Genomic DNA, 20,573 nt, shown 5'->3' on the forward strand with positions numbered 1-20,573 from the left:
CTCGTGGGGGTTCAGGCGTCGAAGTCGTCTGCGACCTTGCGCAACATCTTGGCAAGCATCTCCGAGTTCTTCGGATAGCGCCCCTTGCGCAGGTCAGTTGCGACGCGGTCGAGCATCTGCGTGAGGTCGGCGACGAGCACAGCCATGTCGTCGGGGTCCTTCCGCTTCGCCTTGGCGACCGACGGCGCGGCGTCGAGCACCTTGACCGCGAGCGCCTGCGGACCGCGGCGGCCGTCGGCCACTCCGAAGTCCACGCGTGCGCCCGGCTTCGGGACGACGCCGTCGGGCAGGGCCGAGGCGTGCAGAAATACCTCGCCTCCGTCCTCGTTGGCGATGAAACCGAAGCCTTTGTCGGTGTCGAACCACTTGACCTTGCCGGTGGGCACTGCAACCTTCTTCTGTGCTTGTCGATACTGCTCGCGGAACTGCTCATAGCGGCCCGGGCTGCTGCGACTGAGCGCGCCACCTCCGGCCGAAGCACAAGGTTACCGGGCGGAAGGCTGCCGCGTCGCATGCATTGGGCGTACTTCGCCCGTACCGCCTGCCCGACGCCGGCACCCGGCCGCCCGATCGCTCGGTTTCACACCCCGATCCCCAGGTCCGCACCGAACCGGAGCGCCACCTCGTCGAGCCACGCCTCAGGGTCGGCGACGGGGCCGACCAGGTGCCCGAACAGCTCGAACGAGATGGTGCCGAAGAGCGCCGTCCATGCCATCAGGGTGCGGCGGATCGTCTCGGGCAGCGCCTCGTCGGACAGGTCGGTCTCCCGCATCAGGCCGTGCTCCGCGAGGAACTCCAGCGCGGGCGCGACCGTGCCGGGCGCGGCGGCGGCCCCGGACAAGGGCACGACCGCCGGGCGCGCCCCCGCCGCGTAGGCGTCGCCGACGATCCCCACGAGCACGCGCACGACGCGCGTGGCCGGCGCGACGGTGTCCCGCGGCGCGGCGTAGCCGGGTACCGGAGTGCCGTACAGCAGCCCGAACTCGCCCGGGTGCGCGACGCACCACGCCCGCACGGCGCGGAAGGTGGCGAGCCAGCGGGCGGTCGTGTCCGCGCGGTCGGCGACGGCGGCGTCCGCGGCCTCGGCGGCGGCGCCGAGCTCGTCGTACGCCTCGATGAGCAGGGCGGTGAGCAGGGCGTCCCGGCTCGGGAAGTACCGGTACACGGCCGAGGACACCATCTCGACGTCGCGCGCGACGGCGCGCAGCGACAGCGCGGCGGGGCCGTCGGTGGTCAGCCGCGCGCGGGCCGAGTCGAGGATCTCGCGGGTGATCGTCTCGCGGGCAAGGGCGCGGGCGGTGCGGGCCGGACTCATGTCTCCCAGGCTGCCATGCCGGATCACTGCACACAAACGAGAGCACTGCTCTTGCCAAGCGGGATCCCGCGTGCCACGCTTACCGCAGGACAACAGAGAGCACCGCTCTCGGAATGGAGCATCGATCATGTCTGACAGCCACCTCATCGTCGGCGCCGGCCCCATCGGCCGCCACGTCGCCGCCCTCCTCGCCGACCGCGGTTCCCGCGTCACCGTCGTGAGCCGCTCGGGCCGCAGCACCGGGATCGACGGCGTCCAGCACCTCGCCCTCGACGCCTCCGATCCCGACGCCCTGGCCCGCGCCGCCGAGGGGACCGACTACCTCTACAACTGCGCCAACCCGGCCGACTACACCCAGTGGGAGCGGGTGTGGCCGCCGCTCGCCGCCTCGCTGCTGTCCGCCGCCGAACGCTCCGGCGCCGTCTACGCCATCACCGGCACCCTCTACCCCTACGGCCCCGTCGACGTCCCCATCTCCGAGGACCTGCCCGAGGCCGCCACCGACCACAAGGGCCGCCTCCGGGCCCGGATGTGGGCCGAGGCCAGGGCAGCGCACGACGCCGGGCGCATCCGCGCCGTCGAGATCCGCGGCTCCGACTACATGGGTCGCGGCGTCGGCGGCAACGGCCACATCTCGCGCCTGGTGCCGGACGCCCTGCGCGGCAAGCGCGCGCTGATGATGGGCCGCACCGACCTGCCCCACACCTTCACCGACGTGCACGACGCCGCCCGCACGCTGGTCGCGGCCGCCGAGGACCCGGGCGCCCACGGACGTGTCTGGCACGTCCCGAGCAACCCGCCGGTCGCGCAGGCACAGGCCCTGACCGACGTGCTCGCAAGCGTGGGCAAGCCGCCCGTGAAGGTCTCCTCCCTGCGCGGCGCAGGGCTCGCGGCAGCCGCCCTGGCCGTCCCCTTCATGCGGGAGATGCGCGAGATCATCTACCAGTGGGAGCGGCCCTACGTCCTGGACGACTCCGCCGCCCGCGCCCGTTTCGGCATCGCCCCGACCCCGTGGGACGAGGTCTGCCGCCGCACCGCGCAGGGCTGACCCGCCCCCGGGCGTGGTACGGCCGGACTTCGGCCCAGGAAACCCGCGTAGCATCGTCAGGATGGCCTCCTCGCTCCCCGCAGCGCCGGCGGCGGCCACGCGGCACTTCGCCGACGACCTCCGGCAGCGCTCGGACACCGCGCTCGCCGCGCTCCTGCGCGCCCGTCCTGATCTTGCCGCTCCATCCCCCTCGACACTTCGCTCGCTCGCAGCCCGTGCGTCGAGCCGCACCTCGCTCGAACGCGCTCTCGCGCGCACCGACGCCCTGACCCTGCAGGTCCTGGAGACGGTGCTCGCGCTCGAGCCGGTCTTCCGGGCCCCGCCCGAGTCGCAGGGCCCCCGCGAGGTACCGGAGCGGAGCGACCACACCCCGCCGGGTGCGGGCGCCGGCGGGCCGCCGCCCGGACCCCTCAGCACCGAGGTGGTCAGCTGGGCGCTCGGCGGGTCCGCGGAGGACCGGCCCCGGGTCGAGGCCGCCGTGCGCCTCGCCGTCGAGCAGGCCCTGCTCTGGGACGCCGGGCCCGGTCCCGACGTCGAGGGCGGCGAGGCGTCAGCAGGCCCGGGCACCGCCCTGGTGGCGCCCGTCGACCTGCGCACAACGCCCGGGCTCGACGAGCTGCTCGGCCCGAACCCCGCGGGCCTGGGCCCGCACCTCGACCCCGTCCCGGAGGGGCTGACCGAGGCGGTCAGGCGGTCGCTCGGCTCGGCTCCCGGCCCGGCCGAGACGGCCGCGGCGCTCGACACGCTCCTCGCCGGGGCACCCCCCGGCGCCCGCACGATCCTCGACGCGCTCGCCTGGGGACCGCCGGTCGGCGTCGTCCCGCCCGCGGGATCCCGGCCGCGCGACGCGGTGAACTGGCTGGTCACCGAGCATCTCCTGGTCCGGTCGGACGCCCGGCACGTGGTCCTGCCGCGCCTGGTCGGGCTGGCGCTGCGCGGCGGGCACACCCACCGCCAGCCGCACACCCGCGCACCCGGGCTGCAGGGCCGCACGGTCCGCACCGCCACCGTCGACGCCGAGGCCGCGAGCGCCGCGCTCGAGCTGGTCCGCCGCGTGCGGGTGCTGCGGCAGTACTGGGACGGCCACCCGCCGTCGGTCCTCCGGGCGGGTGGCCTGGGCGTGCGCGACCTGCGCCGGGTCGCCGTCCAGCTCGAGGCGGACGAGCGCGCGACGGCGTTCGTGATCGAGGTCGCCGCCCTGGCCGGCCTGGTACGGGACGACGGCGACGCGCCGCCGTCGTACGTGCCGACCGTCACCGACTGGGACGACCTGGACGACGCCACCCGCTGGGCCCGGCTGGTCGAGGCCTGGCTGGCCTCCCGCCGTGCGCCGTGGCTCGTGGGCTCGCGGGACGACAAGGGCGCGCTGCGTGCGCCGCTGTCGCCCGACCTGCAGCGGCCGTGGGTGCCGCGCCTGCGCAACGGCGTGCTGGGGGTGCTCGCCGCCGGGTCGGCCGAGGAGACCGTGCTCGCGCCGGCTCCCGGCGCGGTCGTCGAGGTGCTGACCTGGCACACGCCCCGCTCCGTGCCGCCCGCGAGCGCGGTCGAGGGCCTGCTGGCCGAGGCGGAGTGGCTGGGCGTGACCGGGGCCGGCGCGCTGTCGACGCCGGGCCGCGCCCTGCTTCCCGTCCCACCCGACCAGCCCCAGGTACCGGGCGCCATCGCCGCTGCGCTGCGTGCGGTCCTCCCCCACGAGGTGGACGAGATCCTGCTGCAGGGCGACCTCACGGGGATCGTCCCGGGCCGCCCCACGCGCGAGCTGGCGCGGCTGCTGGAGCGGTCCACGGACATCGAGTCGCGGGGCGCCGCGACGACCGTGCGGTTCAGCCCGGCGTCGGTCACGAGGGCGCTCGACCAGGGCGAGACCGCTGACGGCCTGCTGGACGAGCTGGCCCACCGGTCGCCCGTGCCCGTCCCGCAGCCCCTGGACTACCTGGTCCGGGACACCGCCCGGCGGCACGGCGCGGTGCGCGTGGGTTCGGCGTCGTCATACCTGCGGGCGGCCGACGCCACCGTGCTCGCCGGGCTGGAGCACGACCCGACGCTCGTCAGCCTGGGCCTGGTGCGGCTCGCGCCCACCGTGCTCGCGGCGTCGGTTCCCGCGGCCACCCTGCACGAGACCCTGCGCAGCCGTGGCCTGGTCTCGGCCCTCGAAGGGCCGGACGGCCAGGTGCTCGTCGCACGCCGGGGCGTGACGGGCCGGGCGATGCCGGCCCCGCGCTCGGCGGCCGCGATCCGGATGGGCTCCGCGTCCGACGTCGCAACCCGCACGCCCGATCCCGAGGCCCTGGTCGCCGAGCTGCGCGCCGTCGAGACGGCGGCGCGGGCCGGTGCACGGGCGCGGGCGGACGCGGCCGAGGTGGCGCACTCCGTGACGGCGACCGGCGGCGGCATCCCGCTGCGCGGCTACCGTGTGGTCGGCAGCCGGCTGAACCGGGTGAGCACTGCAGAGGTCCCGCCGGGGCCGACCGGTCCCCCGGTGCCGCCCGCGCCGACAAACGGGGCGGCCGCGCGCGGCGCCACGCCGGGCGAGAGCCCGGCCGTCAGCCCGGGAGTCGACCCGGAGGACGACGACCCGGGAACACAGCACCCCGCTGACGGGTTGGCACTGCTACGCGACGCGCTCCGCGACGGTTCCACGGTGATCGTCGAGGTGGCCGGGCACACCGGCCGGCTGGAGCGCCGCGAGCTGAAGCCCCTGAACCTCGACGGCGGCAGGCTCCGCGCGCTCGACCCGGACAGAGAGGCCGAGCTGACGATCGCCGTCCACCGCATCGCGTCGGTCCTGCCGACGTCGTCCACGCCGTAAGCCGCAGCTGAGCAAGACCAGAGCAAGACTGAGGGAGACTCCATGCCCGACGGCCCGTTGATCGTGCAGAGCGACAAGACGCTCCTGCTGGAGGTCGACCACCCGAGCGCCGAGCAGGCGCGCCGCTCCATCGCGCCGTTCGCCGAGCTCGAGCGCGCGCCCGAGCACGTGCACACCTATCGCCTGACGGCGCTGGGCCTGTGGAACGCGCGCGCGGCCGGCCACGACGCGGAGCAGGTCGTGAACACGCTCATCGAGTTCAGCCGCTACCCGGTGCCGCACGCGCTGCTGGTCGACGTCGCCGAGACGATGGCCCGCTACGGGCGCCTCGTGCTTTCGCAGGACCCGGCGCACGGCCTCGTGCTGCGCACCACCGACAAGGCGGTCCTCGCGGAGGTGCTGAAGTCGCGGCGCACGGCGGGCCTCGTCGGCGAGCGCCTCGACGAGTCCACGGTGGCGGTGCACCCCTCCGAGCGCGGCCACCTCAAGCAGGTCCTGGTCAAGCTCGGCTGGCCGGCCGAGGACCTCGCGGGCTACGTCGACGGCGAGAAGCACCCGATCGAGCTGAGTCCGGTCACCAAGCCGCGGACGCCGCACGAGAAGGCCGCCGCCTGGGAGATGCGGCCGTATCAGGCGCAGGCCGTGGACGGCTTCTGGCACGGCGGCTCGGGCGTCGTGGTACTGCCCTGCGGCGCGGGCAAGACGATCGTGGGCGCGGGCGCGATGGCGAAGTCCGGCACGACCACGCTGATCCTGGTGACCAACACGGTGAGCGCGCGGCAGTGGCGCGACGAGCTGGTGCGCCGGACGACCCTCACCGAGGACGAGATCGGCGAGTACTCCGGCGCCCGCAAGGAGATCAAGCCGGTCACCATCGCGACCTACCAGGTGCTCACCACCAAGCGGAAGGGCGTCTACACGCACCTCGAGCTGCTCGACGCGCGCGACTGGGGCCTCGTCCTGTACGACGAGGTGCACCTGCTGCCCGCCCCGGTCTTCCGGATGACGGCGGACCTGCAGGCCCGACGCCGCCTCGGCCTGACCGCGACGCTGGTGCGCGAGGACGGCCGCGAGGACGAGGTGTTCAGCCTGATCGGGCCCAAGCGGTTCGACGCGCCCTGGAAGGACATCGAGTCCCAGGGCTACATCGCGCCCGCCGACTGCGTGGAGGTGCGGCTCACGCTCCCGGAGAGCGAGCGCATGACGTACGCGACGGCCGAGCTGGAGGACAAGTACCGGCTGGCCGCGTCGGCGTCGGGCAAGAAGAAGGTGGTGGAGCAGCTCGTGGCGCGCCATCCCGACGACCAGGTGCTGGTCATCGGGCAGTACCTCGACCAGCTCGAAGAGCTGGCCGAGCACCTCGGCGCGCCGATCATCACCGGGGCGACCACCAACAAGGAGCGGCAGCGGCTGTTCGGGGCGTTCCGTGAGGGCGAGATAACGCGCCTCGTGGTGAGCAAGGTCGCCAACTACTCGGTGGACCTGCCGGAGGCGTCGGTGGCGATCCAGGTCTCGGGGTCGTTCGGGTCGCGGCAGGAGGAGGCGCAGCGCCTCGGGCGCATCATGCGGCCCAAGGCCGACGGCCGCACAGCGCACTTCTACGCGGTGGTCGCGCGCGACACCGTCGACCAGGACTTCGCCGCCCATCGGCAGCGGTTCCTGGCCGAGCAGGGGTACGCGTACCGCATCGTGGACGCCGAGGACCTGGACGAGTCGCCGGCCGATTCCTCGGCCCCCTGACATCGGCCCTGCCCAGGGCCGTGAAAATGCCCTTCACGCTGGGCATTCACCTGAGGATTCGTTGCACGTCCACAGCGTTACAGCCTCCGATTGCGGTGTCTTGAACCCGGGGTGACGATCAGGGCGTGATCGAGTCCTCAGCAAGACACGAGCATCCGCACGATCCCGGCACCCGGGCTTCCGGGGGATGGGCAGTCGTTGCCTTCGCGGGCCTCGTCGGCGTCGTTCTCGCGGCCACCTCCCAGGCCGCCAACGCGACGGTCGGCGAGCCGGCCGAGCCGCTGCCGTCCGTGTCGCCGCGCCTCTCGGCGGCCACGCAGGCGCAGCTCATGTCGGACGTGCTGCCCGCGTCGCCGCCGATCACCCTCACGGACCCCGTGACCGACGGCGCGGGCGTGCTCACCGACGCCGAGCGCGCGGACGTCCGGGCCGCCGTCGACCGGCTCGCCGACGAGTCCGACCTGCGCATGTTCGTCGTGTACATCGAGAGCTTCGACGGCACCGATCCCGTGGACTGGGCCAACGCGAGCGCGAACCAGTCCGGGCTCGGCACCGACGACCTGCTCCTGGCGATCGCCACCGTCGACCACCAGTTCGGCCTGTCCGCGGACAGCAACGTCAAGCTCACGAACACCCAGCTCGGGCAGATCGACAACACCATCGCCTCCGCTGTCGAGGACGAGCGGTGGGCCCCGGCCGCGACCGACGCCGCCGACCGCGTCCGCCGGGCGATGGCCGGGGCGACCGACCCCCTGCTCATGGCGGGCATCGCCCTGGCGGCGGTCCTCGTGCTCGCCGCAGCGGGCTACGTCCTGTGGCGGTTCGCCGTGCCCCGGCTCCTGCCGCGCCTCGCGCGGCTCACGGAACGCACCTCGGCACCCGGCGGCCCGACGCCGGACGAGTTCGCCGGCCTGACCCTCGCCGAGCTCGACGAGCGCGCCGCGGCGACCCTGGTCGGGATCGACGACGCGCTCAAGACCTGTGAGCAGGAGCTCGGCTTCGCCCGCACGGAGCTGGGCGCCGACGCGACGAGGGGCTTCGAGCAGATCCTGGCGCGCGCCGCCGGCGATGTCCGCGAGGCATTCGCGATCCGCCAGCAGCTGGACGTCGCGGCCGCGGAAGCGGAGGACGGCGGGCCGGAGGGCACGCAGCCCGACGGCGGCGCGGCCGAGGCCGCCGGCCGGCGCGCGCGCCTGACGCGGATCATCGCGCTGTGCGAGGGCGCCGCCGACACGCTCGACGCGCGTACCCGCGCGTTCGACGACCTGCGCCGCCTGCAGCAGCGCGCCCCGGAGGTGCTGGCCGACGTCGTCGCCCGCGAGCCCGAGGTGGTCAGCCGGGTTGCCGCCGCGCGCGCCACGCTGGAGGAGCTCGCCACGACGTACCCCGCGAACACGCTGGCGACCGTGTCGGGCAACCCGGAGCAGGCGGAGCTGCTGCTCGCCAACACCAAGGAGGCGGTGGCCGCCGGGCGCTCGGCCCTGGACGCCGGGCAGAAGGTCGTCGCCGTGGCGCACGCGCGGGGCGCGCAGAACGCGCTCGGGCAGGCAGTCATGCTGCTCGACGCCGTCGACGCCACCGCGGTCCACCTCGAGGAGGCCGCCGGCCGCCTCGACAAGTCGGTGGCGTCGCTCACCCAGGACGTGACCTCCGCCAAGGCGGTGGCGGGCGACTTCCGGGTCACCCTCGCGCGCACCGCCGCCCAGGCCTCGCTCAAGCACGTCGAGGTGACGCGCGACGGCGGCGACCCGCTGGCCGGGCTGCAGCGCATCGCCGCGGCGGAGGCCTCGCTCGACGCCGCACTGGCGTCCACCCGGGACGCCACCGAGGTGGCGGCCCGGGCGTCGGCGCTGCTGCGCGACACGCTCGGCCGGGTCGACGCACAGCTGCGGCAGACTGCCGACTTCGTCGCCACGCGCCGCGGGGCCATCGGCTCGACGGCGCGGACGCGGCTGGCGGAGGCGGTCCGGCTGGCCGACGTCGCCCACTCGCTCCACCCGACCGATCCCGCCGCGGCGCTCGACGAGGCCCAGCACGCGAGCACGCTGGTGCAGGAGGCGACGCGCCTCGCCCGCCAGGACGCGGACGCCGTCGTGGCGGCCGTCGCCGCCGAGGCAGAGCCCGACGCCGACAGGTCGGACGCGAACGGGCCGATCACCGGCGGCATGATGCTCGGCGGCATCCTGCTCGACCCGAACCTAGTCCGCTCCCGCAAGCGCGCCCACACTGCGCGCATCGGCGGCGGGTTCGGTGGCGGTGGCTTCGGCGGCGGCCGCCCCGCAGCGCTCCGGAAGCTGGGCACGGTCCGCGCCTGGTGGCCGGCGCCGGCGAGGTGACACTGATCACGCGACCCGTCACGCGGTCGGCGAAATGTCCGAAGAGCGGTAATTTGCAATGCGGATCTTCAGACATCCTGCCGATCACACGGACAACCATTCCGGAAGGTCACTCGTGAAGAAGTTCGCCCTGCCCGCCGCCCTGCTCCTCGCCCCGCTGCTCGCGTCCTGCGCAGCGGCCTCGCCCGACGAGGCGGCGACCTCCGCCCCGCCACCCGCCGCGGAGGGCGAGGTGCACTGGTCCTACGACGGCGAGAAGGGGCCCAACGAGTGGGGCCACCTCACCAAGGACTTCGCCGCGTGCGAGGCCGGTGACGCACAGTCGCCCATCGACCTGCCCGACCACGCCGCCGAGAAGCTGACTGAGCACCCGAAGATCACGTCGTCGCCCACCGTCGGCGAGTCGGTCGACACCGGTCACACCATCCAGCTCGTGCCCGACGGCGACGCGTCCGAGGTCGAGTGGAAGGACAACGAGTTCGACCTCGCCCAGGTGCACTTCCACCTGCCGTCGGAGCACACCGTCGAGGGCAAGGCGCTGGACGCCGAGTTCCACTTCGTCCACACCACGGAGGACGGGCAGGTGCTCGTCCTGGGCGTGCTCGCCCAGACGGGCGACGCCGAGAACGAGGACTGGCAGCCGTTCATCGACGGCGCTGCCGAGCCGGGCTCGGACGAGCTGCCGATCGACGTCGCCGCGATGCTGCCGACGGACCCGACGTTCGAGGAGTACGCGGGCAGCCTCACGACACCGCCGTGCACCGAGGGCGTCGACTGGGTCGTCTACCACGAGCCCATAGAGCTGTCGGCGGAACAGATCGCCGTGCTCAAGGAGGCGTACGAGGACAACGCCCGCCCGGTCCAGCCGCAGGGTGACCGCGTGGCCTACGAGGGCACGGTCACGGTGTCGGACGGCTGACCGCCGGTTGACCTGGACGGTCGGTAGAAGGTCAGGAGATCGGTAGTCCGGGTCTCCTGACCTTCTGCGTACCACGCGCCCTGGCCGGTTCCAGCTACAGGTAGCGCAGCGGGTCGAACTCCTCGATCGGGATGATGCGGACGCGCGGCAGCATGGTGGTGAAGGCGTCGGCGTCGGCCTCGAGGTCGTACATGACCAGGCCGCGCTGCTCCAGGTCCGTGAACCGGGAGTTGACGAACTCCCGGAATCCCAGCAGGCCGACGCGGCGGTCGTCGTCGTCGAGCAGCGCCTCGATCTGCGGCAGGAAGTCGCCGTCGTGGCTCGCGAGCAGGACGTCGCCGGGGCGGTCCATCAGCGCGTCGAGCGTGCGCTGGATACCGACGTCGACGACCTTCTCCGAGCCCTGCGCGGCCAGCGGGATCGGCTTGTAGCCCATGGCGAGCAGCGCCTGCACGAACGGCATCGGCATCTGGCCGGACGTCGCGTTGAGGAAGAACAGCGGCACGACGCTCTGCGACCACACCTTCTCCGCGAACGCGGAGATGCGGTCCCAACGGGGGCGCTCCTCGGGTGCCGGACGGCGGTTCAGCACGTTCATGCCGAGCGTGGCGTCGATGTTCTCACCGTCGACGATGAGATACGTGCGCCGGGGAGTCTGCCCAGCTTCCTGCGGGGACGGTGCTGACATGCCTGACAGCCTAGCGGCGTGCCGGGTACCGGGCCGGACGATGCTCTGCCGAAGCCGGGGCGATTTCTCGGGCGAATCTCAGGCACCCTTCAGGAACCAGCCGCACACTTGAAACATGGCTACTCCTGAGGCGCGTCTCGTCGTGGTCGACGACGAACCGAATATCCGTGAGCTCCTGTCCACCTCCCTGCGTTTCGCGGGCTTCGAGGTACACGCCGCCGCGGACGGCAACGGCGCTCTCCAGCTCGTCCGCGACGTCGAGCCGGACCTCGTGGTGCTCGACGTGATGCTCCCCGACATGGACGGCTTCACCGTGACGCGCCGCATGCGGGCGACCGGCCGGCACACCCCCGTCGTCTTCCTCACCGCGAAGGACGACACGCAGGACAAGGTGCAGGGCCTGACCGTGGGCGGCGACGACTACGTGACCAAGCCGTTCAGCCTCGAGGAGGTGGTGGCCCGGATCCGTGCGGTGCTGCGCCGCACGGGCGTGCCCGCCCCCGAGGAGGAGGCGGTGCTGCACGTCGGCGACCTGGAGATGGACGAGGACTCGCACGAGGTGCGCCGCGCCGGCGTCGAGGTGGACCTGTCCCCCACGGAGTTCAAGCTGCTGCGCTACCTCATGCTCAACTCCGGCCGCGTCCTGTCCAAGGCGCAGATCCTGGACCACGTGTGGCAGTACGACTGGGGCGGCGACGCGAACATCGTCGAGTCCTACATCTCCTATCTGCGGCGCAAGATCGACACGCTCGAGGTCGAGGGCGAGACCCTGCCCCCGCTGATCCACACGAAGCGCGGCGTGGGGTACCTGCTGCGCGCCCCGCAGCCCGCCCGTGCTTGAGCGGACCAAGGAGCGCCTCTCCGGCATCCCGCTGCGCGCGCGGCTCGTCGCGATCATCTCGCTGCTGCTGGCCGCCGGACTGGGGATCGCGGGGATCGCGACCACCACCGTGGTGTCGAACTACCTGGAGCGGCAGGTGGACCAGGAGCTGCACACCGCCGCCCTGGGACTCACCACGGGTGTTCCGCAGCAGGGATCTGGGCCGGGTCTGCCCAGCGACTACTACGTCCAGGTCACGTACGAGGACGGTACCGTCAGGACGAACCGCACCGAGGCGACCCTCAACCAGTTCGGCCTGCCCGATCTCCCGGACATGACGTTCGAGGAGGCCGCCGCCAGCAAGGGCCAGCCGTTCACCGTGCCCGCCACGAGCGAGTCCGCGCAGAGCGAGAGCTGGCGAGTCGTCACCTTGGCCGTGACTTTCCAGCCGGGCGGCGAGCAGGTGATCGTCTACGTGGCACGTCCGCTGGTGGGCATCGACAGCACGGTCTCGATCCTGACCAGCACCCTCGTCCTGTCCGGGCTGGGCATCGTGCTCCTGGGCGGGCTCACTGCATGGGTCCTGGTCGAACGTTCGCTCCGGTCGCTGCGCTCCGTGGAGCACACCGCCGCACAGATCGCGGCCGGTGACCTCACCCAGCGTGTGCCCGAGGCACCGCCCACCACGGAGATGGGTTCGCTCGCGGCGTCGCTCAACGCGATGCTGACGCAGATCGAGCGGGCCTTCGCCGCGCAGGAGGCGTCGGAGGTGCGGATGCGGCAGTTCGTCTCGGACGCGTCGCACGAGCTGCGCACGCCCGTCGCGACCATCCGCGGCTACGGCGAGCTCTACCGGATGGGCGCCCTGGACACCACGGACAAGGTCGACGACACGATGTTCCGCATCGAGGACGCCGCCCGCCGGATGGGCACGCTCGTCAACGACCTCCTGGTGCTCGCCCGGCTCGACGAGGGCCGGCCCGTCGCCCGGGAGGACGTCGACCTGGCGGCCCTGGCACGGGACTCGGCCCAGGACCTGCACGCCCTGGACCCGACGCGCGAGGTCGCCGTGGTGCCGCTCTCACCCGAGGGTGACGGCGCCGCCGGCCGGGTCCCCGACACGCTCGTCGTGGAGGGCGACAGCGACCGGATACGACAGGTCCTCACCAACCTCATCGGCAACGTCGCGCGGCACACGCCTGCGGGCACGCCGGCCGAGATCGCGCTCGGCGTGCTGCCCGGCCCTCCGGACCAGAACGGCACTCCGCAGCGCAGCAAGGACGCCGACAACGCCGGGCAGGACGGCGAGGGCACGGATCCGAGCTCGGACGAGCCGCCGTCGGGCAGCCTGGCCGTGCTCGAGGTGCGCGACCACGGTCCCGGCCTCACCGAGGAGCAGGGCCGCCGGATCTTCGAGCGGTTCTACCGCGCGGACTCCTCGCGTACCCGCGAGTCGGGCGGCTCGGGACTGGGGATGGCGATCGTCGCGGCGATCGTCGGCACCCACGGCGGACACGTCGAGGTGGCGCCCACCGCGGGCGGCGGCCTCACGGTCCGGCTGACGCTGCCGCTCTGAGGCACCCGCACTACGTATCGGGCGCTCAGGTCACTCCGGTGACCTGCGCGCCCGACGCGTTCGGCGCTCGGCCGATGACCACCATCCAAGACGGTGGTAGCCACCGCTGACCAGATCGGTAATAGGCTGGCAGTGCAGTGACCGACCTCAACCGTTAGGCAGATTCACATGGGCGTGCTGACGTCTGACGCGCCACAGTGGTTCCTCAAATCCTTCGTCCGCAGCGCGGTGGGCGCGGGAGCCACGGCGGCCACCGAGGTGATCGAGGAAGTCGGCCAGACCCTCCTCGACCGCTGGGCCGACGAGCACCGGCACTTCCACAACCTGCGCCACCTGGCCGCCGTCCTGCACCGCGTGGACGAGCTGGCCGAGGAGACGCACGAGCCCGACCTGGTGCGCCTCGCCGCCTGGTACCACGGGGCGGTGTTCAACGCGGAGCGCAAGTTCGCCGACGCCTCGCAGGGTGGCGAACAGTCAACGGCCTCGGCGATCCTGGCGCACGACGAGCTGACCGGCCTCGGCGTGCCCGCGCGCGCCGCAGACCGGGTCGCCGCCCTGGTCAACGCCATCGTCCGGCACGCGCCGGACCCCACGGACTTCGACGCCGCGGTGCTGAACGACGCCGACCTCGCGATGCTCGCCGCCGAGCCCCAGCGCTACAAGGACTACAAGTCGGCGGTGCGGGCCGAGTACGCGCACATCCCGACCGAGGACTACATCCGAGCCCGGATCCGGGTCATCGAGCGGCTGCTCGCCCGCAAGTCGCTGTTCCTCAGCCCGATGGGCGCCGCGTGGGAGGAGCCCGCGCGGCAGAACCTCGACATGGAGCTGCACCGGCTGCGCAAGGAGCAGGCGAAGCTCGGCACCGCCTGAGGCAGACCCTCCGCACGGCCCCGCAGCGGTTCGAGCACGACCACAACCCCGGCTTCGGCGTGCCCGTGCACAGCGCGCTCCGGAAGCGCCCCGCCGTCGGCCGGCGCGTACCTACCTTCGTAGCGACGCCGGACGGGCCGGCGCACGGGAGGTGATGGTCATGCGGTTCGAGGTCGACAGCGACCAGGTGGAGCAGGCGAGCGCGGCAGTGGCGAGCTCGGTGGCGACGGTACGCGCGGAGGTGGCGGCGCTCATGCGCAATCTCGACGCGCTGCAGGCGACCTGGCAGGGGCCGGCCGCCGCGGCGTTCGGTGGCACGGTCACGCAGTGGCGCGGCGCGCAGGCACAGGTCGAGGGCGCGCTGGACGCGATCCAGTCCGCCCTGGCGGCTGCGGCCCGCACCTACGCGGAGGCGGAAGCGGCAGCCACCCGCATGTTCTCCTAGAAAACGGCCGACGCCGGTCGGTCACCTTCCGTACGGAAGGTGACCGACCGGCGTCGGCTGAGCACCCGGACCGTAGCCCGGACGGGTCAGGCCGGACTCAGAAGTCCATGCCGCCCATGCCACCGGTCGGGTCGCCGGCGGGGGCCCCGACGGGCTCCGGCTTGTCGGCGACGACGGCCTCGGTGGTGAGGAACAGCGCGGCGATCGACGCGGCGTTCTGCAGCGCGGAACGGGTCACCTTGACCGGGTCGTTGACGCCCGCGGCGAGCAGGTCCTCGTACACGCCGGTCGCGGCGTTCAGGCCCTGGCCGGAGGGAAGGTTGCGCACCTTCTCCGCCACGACGCCGCCCTCGAGGCCGGCGTTCACGGCGATCTGCTTCAGCGGGGCGTCGATCGCGGCACGCACGATCGCGGCACCGGTCGCCTCGTCACCCTCGAGCTCGAGCTTGGCGAACGCGACGGCACCGGCCTGGATGAGGGCCACGCCACCACCGGCGACGATGCCCTCCTCGACGGCAGCCTTCGCGTTGCGAACGGCGTCCTCGATGCGGTGCTTGCGCTCCTTGAGCTCCACCTCGGTGGCCGCGCCGGCCTTGATGACGGCCACGCCGCCGGCCAGCTTGGCGAGGCGCTCCTGCAGCTTCTCGCGGTCGTAGTCCGAGTCGGACTTGTCGATCTCGGTGCGAATCTGGTTCACGCGACCGGCGATGAGGTCGGCGTCGCCGGCACCCTCGACGATCGTGGTCTCGTCCTTGGTGACGACGACCTTGCGCGCCTGGCCGAGCTCCTCGAGCGTCGCGTTCTCCAGCTTGAGGCCCACCGTCTCGGTGATGACCTGGCCGCCGGTGAGGATCGCGATGTCCTGCAGCATGGCCTTGCGGCGGTCGCCGAAGCCCGGAGCCTTGACGGCGACGGACTTGAAGGTGCCACGGATCTTGTTCAGCACCAGGGTCGCCAGGGCCTCGCCCTCGACGTCCTCGGCGATGATGAGGAGCGACTTGCCCGACTTCATGACCTGGTCGAGCACCGGCAGCATGTCCTTGACGTTCGAGATCTTCGACTCGACGATCAGGACGTACGGGTCCTCGAGCACGGCCTCCTGGCGCTCGGGGTCCGTCTCGAAGTAGCGGGCGAGGAAGCCCTTGTCGAAGCGCATACCTTCGGTGAGCTCGAGCTCGAGGCCGAAGGTGTTCGACTCCTCGACGGTGATGACGCCTTCCTTGCCCACCTTGTCGAGAGCCTCGGCGATGAGCTCGCCGATCGCCGGGTCACCGGCCGAGATGGCGGCCGTGGCAGCGATCTCTTCCTTGGTCTCGATCTCCTTGGCAGCGTTCAGCAGCTGCTCGGTGACGGCCTCGACGGCCTTCTCGATGCCGCGCTTGACGGCGATCGGGTTGGCGCCGGCGGCGACAACACGCAGGCCCTCCTTGACGAGCGCCTGGGCGAGCACGGTGGCGGTGGTGGTGCCGTCACCCGCGACGTCGTCAGTCTTCTTGGCGACCTCCTTGACGAGCTCCGCGCCGATCCGCTCGTACGGGTCCTCGAGCTCGATCTCCTTGGCGATGGAAACGCCGTCGTTCGTGATCGTGGGGGCGCCCCACTTCTTGTCCAGAACGACGTTGCGGCCCTTGGGGCCGAGCGTGACCTTCACCGTGTCGGCGAGCTGGTTGAGCCCGCGCTCCATGCTTCGACGAGCAACCTCGTCGAAAGCGATGATCTTGGCCATGGGGATGAATCCTCCGCTGGTGGCGATGTCCAGGCCGGCCGGTGCCCGCGACGGACGGCCTCTTGCCCCAGCGATCATGTCTCGCCGCGACAGGAGGCCTCACCATTCGACCCTGCTGTCACTCTCGAACGGAGAGTGCTAAGACATTATTGGCACTCGGACCAGGAGAGTGCAAGACGCGTACACCGCGAGCGAACGCCGTGCCGAGTCCACCCGGACGCCAGGCGGGGCAGACGCGCCGGGTCTACCCGGACGCCAGCCGGGGCAGACGCGGTGCGTCTACTCAGGTGCCAGCCCGGGCGTGTGCCGGTCGTCGAACTCCCGCAGCAGCGCCCGACGCGCGGCGTGCCAGCCGCCCATCCCGTGCACGCCCGGGCCGGGCGGGGTCGACGCCGAGCAGAGGTACACGCCCTCGGCGACCCGGTACGGGTCGAGCGCGGGGGTGGGCCGCGCGACCATCTGCCACATGGTTGCCGCGCCGGCCGAGATGTCGCCGCCCGGGTAGTTCTGGTTGTGGCGCTCCATCTGCGCGGCGGGAATGCACCGCGAGCCGACGACGACGTCGCGGAACCCGGGCGCGAACCGTTCGATCTGCCGGGTGACCACCTCGGTGACGTCCTGCGTCGAGCCGGCGGGCACGTGGGCGTAGGTCCACAGGGGTCGCGCCGCGCCGCGCAGACGGCCCGGGTCGGCGACGCCCGGATCGCTGACCAGGACCGTCGGATGGTCGGCGTGCAGCCCGTGCGCGACGGTGTCCTCGGCGACGACCATCTCGGCCCGTGTGCCGCCGAGGTGCACGGTCGACGCGGCTCCGACGTCGGGCACCTGCCAGGGGACCGGACCCGACAGGACGAAGTCGACCTTGGCCGCGGCGTTGCCGTGCCGGAACCTGCCCAGGGCACCGCGGTGCGGAAACCGGATCCGGTCCCCCAGTACCCGGACCAGGGTGCTCGGCGTGGTGTCGAAGAGGACCGCGCGGGCGGGCGGGAGATCGGGCCAGCTGTCGACCCTGCGGCCGGTCTCGACGGTGCCTCCGTGCGCCTCCAGATCGCTGACCATGGCGTTCGTGATGGCCTGGGAGCCGCCGACCGGAATCGCCCAGCCGCCGTCGGCGTGCGCGAGGGCCGCGAGGAGCAGGGCGGTGCCCGCACCCGCGAGCGACGGGAGCGGCGTGATGTTGTGCGCTGCGACGCCGGTGAGCAGCGCCTTCGCCTCTTCGGTGAGGAACCGGCGGTCCCAGCGCGGGCCGCCCTGCTCGAGGAGTGCGGCGCCGAACCTCAGGCCGGGCCGGATCGCCGAGGCGAGGCCCCAGGGCTGCCGCGCGTGCCCGCCCGGGCTCCCCAGGCTCCCCACCCCGTCCAGCATGCCGCGCACGGTCCGCTTGTCCCCCATGGCGAGCGCGGTGACCTGCTGCCAGTCGGCGGCGAGGGGGCCGATCAGGTCGCGCCAGGCTTCGCCGTCGGGTCCAAGGCGGTCGGTGGTCCTGGCCAGGTCGCGGAAGGCGAGGCCGGCCCGGCCGCCGTCGAGCGGCTGGGCGTAGGCGATGTCCGGCGCGACGAGCTCGACACCGCGCGCCGGGAGGTCGAACGCCCGGAAGAACGGCGACGCCCAGGCCATGGGATGCACGGCGGAGCAGAGGTCGAAGACCATGCCGGCGGCATCGTCGGCGAGCTCGGGGATCGGGAGGGTGCGCGCGCCGCCCCCGATCGTCGGCTGGGCCTCCAGGACCCGGACCCCCAGCCCCGCACGGGCGAGCGTCACCGCGGCCGCCAGGCCGTTGGGGCCGGAGCCGACCACCACCGCGTCGAGAAGGGTCACGCCTCCATCGAATCATGCTGACCGGCACGACGGCGGGCGCCGGGCACGAACCAGAACGAGCAGCCGCGGTACGGGGCGGCTGCTCGATCGCGTCGGACATCGTCGTCCGACACTGCACGGCACCGGTCGTCGTCGACCGTCAAGTTCGGACGCCAGGGTCTGGGTCCCGGCATCCTCGGGGGGAGCGGCGGGCGACGGGCGGGCCCTTCCCACCCGTCGTCCCATCGAATCAGAGCGGACGAACCTGCTCTGCCTGCGGACCCTTCTGCCCCTGCCCCACCTCAAACTCGACTTCCTGCCCCTCATCGAGGGACCGGTAACCATCGGACTGGATCGCGCTGTAGTGAACAAAAAGGTCCTGGCCGCCGGCAGTCGGGGTAATAAAGCCATACCCCTTCTCGGCGTTGAACCACTTGACGGTGCCCTGGGCCATGCGTAGTTCTCCTTGTACCTCTGCACGGGACACTCGGTCGACCCGTGGTGGTTCGAGCCTAGTGGTCCGTCTCACACCAGGGAACCCTCTATGCCCGGTATGCGGCATTAAGCGGTCGGCGAACACGCAGGTCAGAGGGCTGCAGAGAGGCCCATGCAGGTGAATATCAACGTAGTGGTACGGGTTGGTGAGATCTGCCAACCCGCTACTTCACGATGACGACGACCGCGTATTCCGACGCCGTGACGTCCGCGGACTCGATGGCAGTGGTCGCGCCGACTGCCTGAGCGACAGCCGCAGCGGTGTCCGCCCGGTCCGCGCTGTACAGCACGGTGGTCTCGGTGTAGCCCTCGCCCAAGCCCTCGGTGTCGTCGTCGGGGAGCACGTTGCCGGTGAAACCGGCCGCGACGATCGTTGCGGCCAGGTCCGCCGCGGACCCGTCCGGGCCTCCCGAGTTCAGGACATGGACCGCCGCCGTCAGGTCAGCATTGGCGGGGTTGCCCGTAATGCCACCGGTCGACGCCGACGCGGAGGCTGAGGGCGACGCGCTGGGGGAAGCGCTCGGCGACGCGGCGGGGGCCGTTGCAGACGCCGAGACCGAGGCAGACGGATCGCCCGACGCCTCTGCCGGGTCATCGTCTCCGGAGAGCAGTGTGATGCCGCCCCACGCCACGGCGGCGCACACGACGGCAACCAGCAGGAACGGCCAGGCCGAGCTCCAGCCGCTGCGCGGTGCACGGTGCACACCCACAGGTGCGCCCCCGGGGACGGCGACGTCGAACTCGTCGGGCGGGTAGGGGTAGCCACTCTTCGTCACGGCAGAGAGAGTAGCGGGTCGTTGTGACGGATCGGTGCCTTCTCAGTGGTTCTCATCGGCCAGCCGCCGTGCAGAACGGGTTTGCTGCCGGGTCGACCGGAGCCTCCGCAGGCGCTTGACCAGCATCGGGTCATGCTCCAGGGCGGCAGGAGAGTCGATCAGCGCATTGAGAACCTGGTAATAACGCGTGGCGGTCAGGTCGAACAGCTCCCGCGCCGCTTCCTCCTTGGCGCCCGCGTACTTCCACCACTTGCGCTCGAACGCGAGGATCTCGCGGTCACGGTCGGAGAGCTTGCTCCCGACCCCCTCGACAACGGGGGTATCGGCGCCAGAAACGAGTAGCTCGCTCATCTGCCCACCGTAGGTCGCAAGAACATGCCTGTCATTCACCTGAGTCCTTTCACGTTGTCTGCACGCCGACCTGTCCGCCGACCCCGATTTCGGTCTGCGACCCCTACGGCAGGCGCCAGTCGACCGGCTGCGCGCCCTGCTGCTCGAGCAGCGCGTTGGCCCGGGAGAACGGCCGCGACCCGAAGAAGCCGCTGCGCGCCGACAGCGGCGACGGGTGCGCGCTCTCGACGACCGGGACGTCGCCGAGCCACGGCTTCAGGTTGCGCGCCTTCGCGCCCCACAGGATCGCCACGAGCGGCCCGCCCCGCGCCACCAGCGCACGGATCGCGGCCTCCGTGACCTCCTCCCAGCCCTTGCCCGAGTGGGAGTCGGACGCGCCGGGACGGCAGGTCAGCGTCCTGTTGAGCAGCATGACCCCCTGGTCAGCCCAAGGCCGCAGGTCGCCGTTCGAGGGCTTCTCGATCCCCAGGTCGTCGTACAGCTCCTGGTAGATGTTGGCCAACGACCGCGGGACGGGCCGCACGTCCGGCTGCACCGAGAAGGACAGGCCCATTGCATGGCCCGGCGTCGGATACGGGTCCTGCCCCACGATGAGCACGCGCACGTCAGCGAGCGGCCGCTTGAACGCCGCGAGCACGTTCTCCCCCGCGGGGACGTAGGTGCGCCCCTGGGCGACCTCCGCGCGCAGGAAGTCGCCCATCGCATGGATGCGCGGCTCGACGTCGGCCAGCGCTTCGGCCCAGTCCGGCGCGATGACCTGCGACAACGGCGGCCGGCCGGAGGCGGGATCGGCGTCGACGGGGGGTGTCGGGTTCACGGTGGTCTCCACGTCCAGGAGATTACCGGCACCCTCCGACAC

Annotated in this window: 18 protein-coding genes; 9 read left to right on the forward strand and 9 right to left on the reverse strand. The window is 72.4% G+C overall.

The window, feature by feature from the left end; all coding sequences use genetic code 11:
* Positions 1–11: 11 nt before the first annotated feature.
* Together C8K30_RS31675 and C8K30_RS12815 are read right to left on the reverse strand one after the other, a co-directional pair.
* The gene (locus tag C8K30_RS31675; protein ID WP_108493292.1) at positions 12–386 is read right to left on the reverse strand and encodes a cold-shock protein; all 375 of its coding nucleotides are present in this window, start codon (positions 384–386) and stop codon (positions 12–14) included.
* Between the two features lie 194 nt (positions 387–580).
* Positions 581–1,315, reverse strand: coding sequence for a TetR/AcrR family transcriptional regulator (locus C8K30_RS12815; protein ID WP_233257162.1), 735 nt, complete (start codon positions 1,313–1,315; stop codon positions 581–583).
* Between the two features lie 127 nt (positions 1,316–1,442).
* On the opposite strand from C8K30_RS12815, the gene C8K30_RS12820 reads away from it, so the two are divergent.
* From C8K30_RS12820 to C8K30_RS12840, 5 genes are all read left to right on the forward strand, one after another.
* Positions 1,443–2,363 (forward strand): NAD-dependent epimerase/dehydratase family protein, encoded by a 921-nt coding sequence (locus tag C8K30_RS12820; RefSeq protein WP_108493294.1) that lies wholly within the window; start codon positions 1,443–1,445, stop codon positions 2,361–2,363.
* Positions 2,364–2,424: 61 nt separating this feature from the next.
* Complete coding sequence (locus tag C8K30_RS12825; protein ID WP_108493295.1) at positions 2,425–5,172, forward strand: helicase-associated domain-containing protein; 2,748 nt, start codon at positions 2,425–2,427, stop codon at positions 5,170–5,172.
* Between the two features lie 42 nt (positions 5,173–5,214).
* A complete protein-coding gene (locus C8K30_RS12830) occupies positions 5,215–6,912 on the forward strand; it encodes a DNA repair helicase XPB (protein WP_108493296.1) in 1,698 nt (565 codons plus the stop codon).
* A 125-nt stretch (positions 6,913–7,037) separates the two neighbouring features.
* On the forward strand, positions 7,038–9,248 hold the full coding sequence (locus C8K30_RS12835) for a TPM domain-containing protein (RefSeq protein WP_108493297.1): 2,211 nt from the start codon (positions 7,038–7,040) through the stop codon (positions 9,246–9,248).
* A 115-nt stretch (positions 9,249–9,363) separates the two neighbouring features.
* Positions 9,364–10,167: a carbonic anhydrase gene (locus tag C8K30_RS12840; RefSeq protein ID WP_158281007.1), complete on the forward strand. Its 804-nt coding sequence runs from the start codon at positions 9,364–9,366 to the stop codon at positions 10,165–10,167.
* A 94-nt stretch (positions 10,168–10,261) separates the two neighbouring features.
* Here the strand turns inward: C8K30_RS12840 and C8K30_RS12845 are convergent, their stop codons facing one another.
* Positions 10,262–10,855, reverse strand: coding sequence for an NYN domain-containing protein (locus C8K30_RS12845; RefSeq protein WP_108493299.1), 594 nt, complete (start codon positions 10,853–10,855; stop codon positions 10,262–10,264).
* A gap of 115 nt (positions 10,856–10,970) precedes the next feature.
* Between C8K30_RS12845 and C8K30_RS12850 the strand changes: the two genes are divergently transcribed.
* The 4 genes from C8K30_RS12850 (at position 10,971) to C8K30_RS12865 (ending at position 14,569) form a co-directional block, all read left to right on the forward strand.
* Positions 10,971–11,696, forward strand: coding sequence for a response regulator transcription factor (locus C8K30_RS12850; protein ID WP_108493300.1), 726 nt, complete (start codon positions 10,971–10,973; stop codon positions 11,694–11,696).
* Entirely contained in the window at positions 11,689–13,251 is a 1,563-nt protein-coding gene (locus tag C8K30_RS12855) for a cell wall metabolism sensor histidine kinase WalK (RefSeq protein WP_108493301.1), read from the forward strand. Before C8K30_RS12850 ends, C8K30_RS12855 begins: the two co-directional genes overlap by 8 nt.
* A gap of 168 nt (positions 13,252–13,419) precedes the next feature.
* Positions 13,420–14,124, forward strand: a complete 705-nt coding sequence (locus tag C8K30_RS12860) for a hypothetical protein (RefSeq protein ID WP_108493302.1) — start codon at positions 13,420–13,422, stop codon at positions 14,122–14,124.
* A 160-nt stretch (positions 14,125–14,284) separates the two neighbouring features.
* Entirely contained in the window at positions 14,285–14,569 is a 285-nt protein-coding gene (locus C8K30_RS12865; protein WP_108493303.1) for a WXG100 family type VII secretion target, read from the forward strand.
* A 97-nt stretch (positions 14,570–14,666) separates the two neighbouring features.
* Here the strand turns inward: C8K30_RS12865 and groL are convergent, their stop codons facing one another.
* The 6 genes from groL to C8K30_RS12895 form a co-directional block, all read right to left on the reverse strand.
* Positions 14,667–16,295 (reverse strand): chaperonin GroEL, encoded by a 1,629-nt coding sequence (gene groL, locus C8K30_RS12870; RefSeq protein WP_108493304.1) that lies wholly within the window; start codon positions 16,293–16,295, stop codon positions 14,667–14,669.
* A 279-nt stretch (positions 16,296–16,574) separates the two neighbouring features.
* On the reverse strand, positions 16,575–18,113 hold the full coding sequence (locus tag C8K30_RS12875) for an NAD(P)/FAD-dependent oxidoreductase (protein WP_108493305.1): 1,539 nt from the start codon (positions 18,111–18,113) through the stop codon (positions 16,575–16,577).
* Positions 18,114–18,342: 229 nt separating this feature from the next.
* Entirely contained in the window at positions 18,343–18,546 is a 204-nt protein-coding gene (locus C8K30_RS12880; protein WP_108493306.1) for a cold-shock protein, read from the reverse strand.
* A 205-nt stretch (positions 18,547–18,751) separates the two neighbouring features.
* Positions 18,752–19,363, reverse strand: coding sequence for a LytR C-terminal domain-containing protein (locus C8K30_RS12885; protein ID WP_108493307.1), 612 nt, complete (start codon positions 19,361–19,363; stop codon positions 18,752–18,754).
* A 42-nt stretch (positions 19,364–19,405) separates the two neighbouring features.
* Positions 19,406–19,714, reverse strand: coding sequence for a DUF3263 domain-containing protein (locus C8K30_RS12890; RefSeq protein ID WP_108493308.1), 309 nt, complete (start codon positions 19,712–19,714; stop codon positions 19,406–19,408).
* 103 nt (positions 19,715–19,817) lie between these two features.
* Positions 19,818–20,531: a uracil-DNA glycosylase gene (locus C8K30_RS12895; RefSeq protein ID WP_233257163.1), complete on the reverse strand. Its 714-nt coding sequence runs from the start codon at positions 20,529–20,531 to the stop codon at positions 19,818–19,820.
* Positions 20,532–20,573: the final 42 nt, after the last annotated feature.

The sequence above is a fragment of the Promicromonospora sp. AC04 genome (genome assembly GCF_003058225.1).
Classification (GTDB): Bacteria; Actinomycetota; Actinomycetes; order Actinomycetales; family Cellulomonadaceae; genus Promicromonospora.

Bases quoted from the DNA above. Each gene is read 5' to 3' on its own strand.
- C8K30_RS12815 (WP_233257162.1), bottom strand. From the start codon at position 1,315: ATGAGTCCGGCCCGCACCGCCCGCGCCCTTGCCCGCGAGACGATCACC.
- C8K30_RS12820 (WP_108493294.1), top strand. From the start codon at position 1,443: ATGTCTGACAGCCACCTCATCGTCGGCGCCGGCCCCATCGGCCGCCAC.
- C8K30_RS12825 (WP_108493295.1), top strand. From the start codon at position 2,425: ATGGCCTCCTCGCTCCCCGCAGCGCCGGCGGCGGCCACGCGGCACTTC.
- C8K30_RS12830 (WP_108493296.1), top strand. From the start codon at position 5,215: ATGCCCGACGGCCCGTTGATCGTGCAGAGCGACAAGACGCTCCTGCTG.
- C8K30_RS12845 (WP_108493299.1), bottom strand. From the start codon at position 10,855: ATGTCAGCACCGTCCCCGCAGGAAGCTGGGCAGACTCCCCGGCGCACG.
- C8K30_RS12850 (WP_108493300.1), top strand. From the start codon at position 10,971: ATGGCTACTCCTGAGGCGCGTCTCGTCGTGGTCGACGACGAACCGAAT.
- C8K30_RS12860 (WP_108493302.1), top strand. From the start codon at position 13,420: ATGGGCGTGCTGACGTCTGACGCGCCACAGTGGTTCCTCAAATCCTTC.
- C8K30_RS12865 (WP_108493303.1), top strand. From the start codon at position 14,285: ATGCGGTTCGAGGTCGACAGCGACCAGGTGGAGCAGGCGAGCGCGGCA.
- groL (WP_108493304.1), bottom strand. From the start codon at position 16,295: ATGGCCAAGATCATCGCTTTCGACGAGGTTGCTCGTCGAAGCATGGAG.
- C8K30_RS12880 (WP_108493306.1), bottom strand. From the start codon at position 18,546: ATGGCCCAGGGCACCGTCAAGTGGTTCAACGCCGAGAAGGGGTATGGC.
- C8K30_RS12890 (WP_108493308.1), bottom strand. From the start codon at position 19,714: ATGAGCGAGCTACTCGTTTCTGGCGCCGATACCCCCGTTGTCGAGGGG.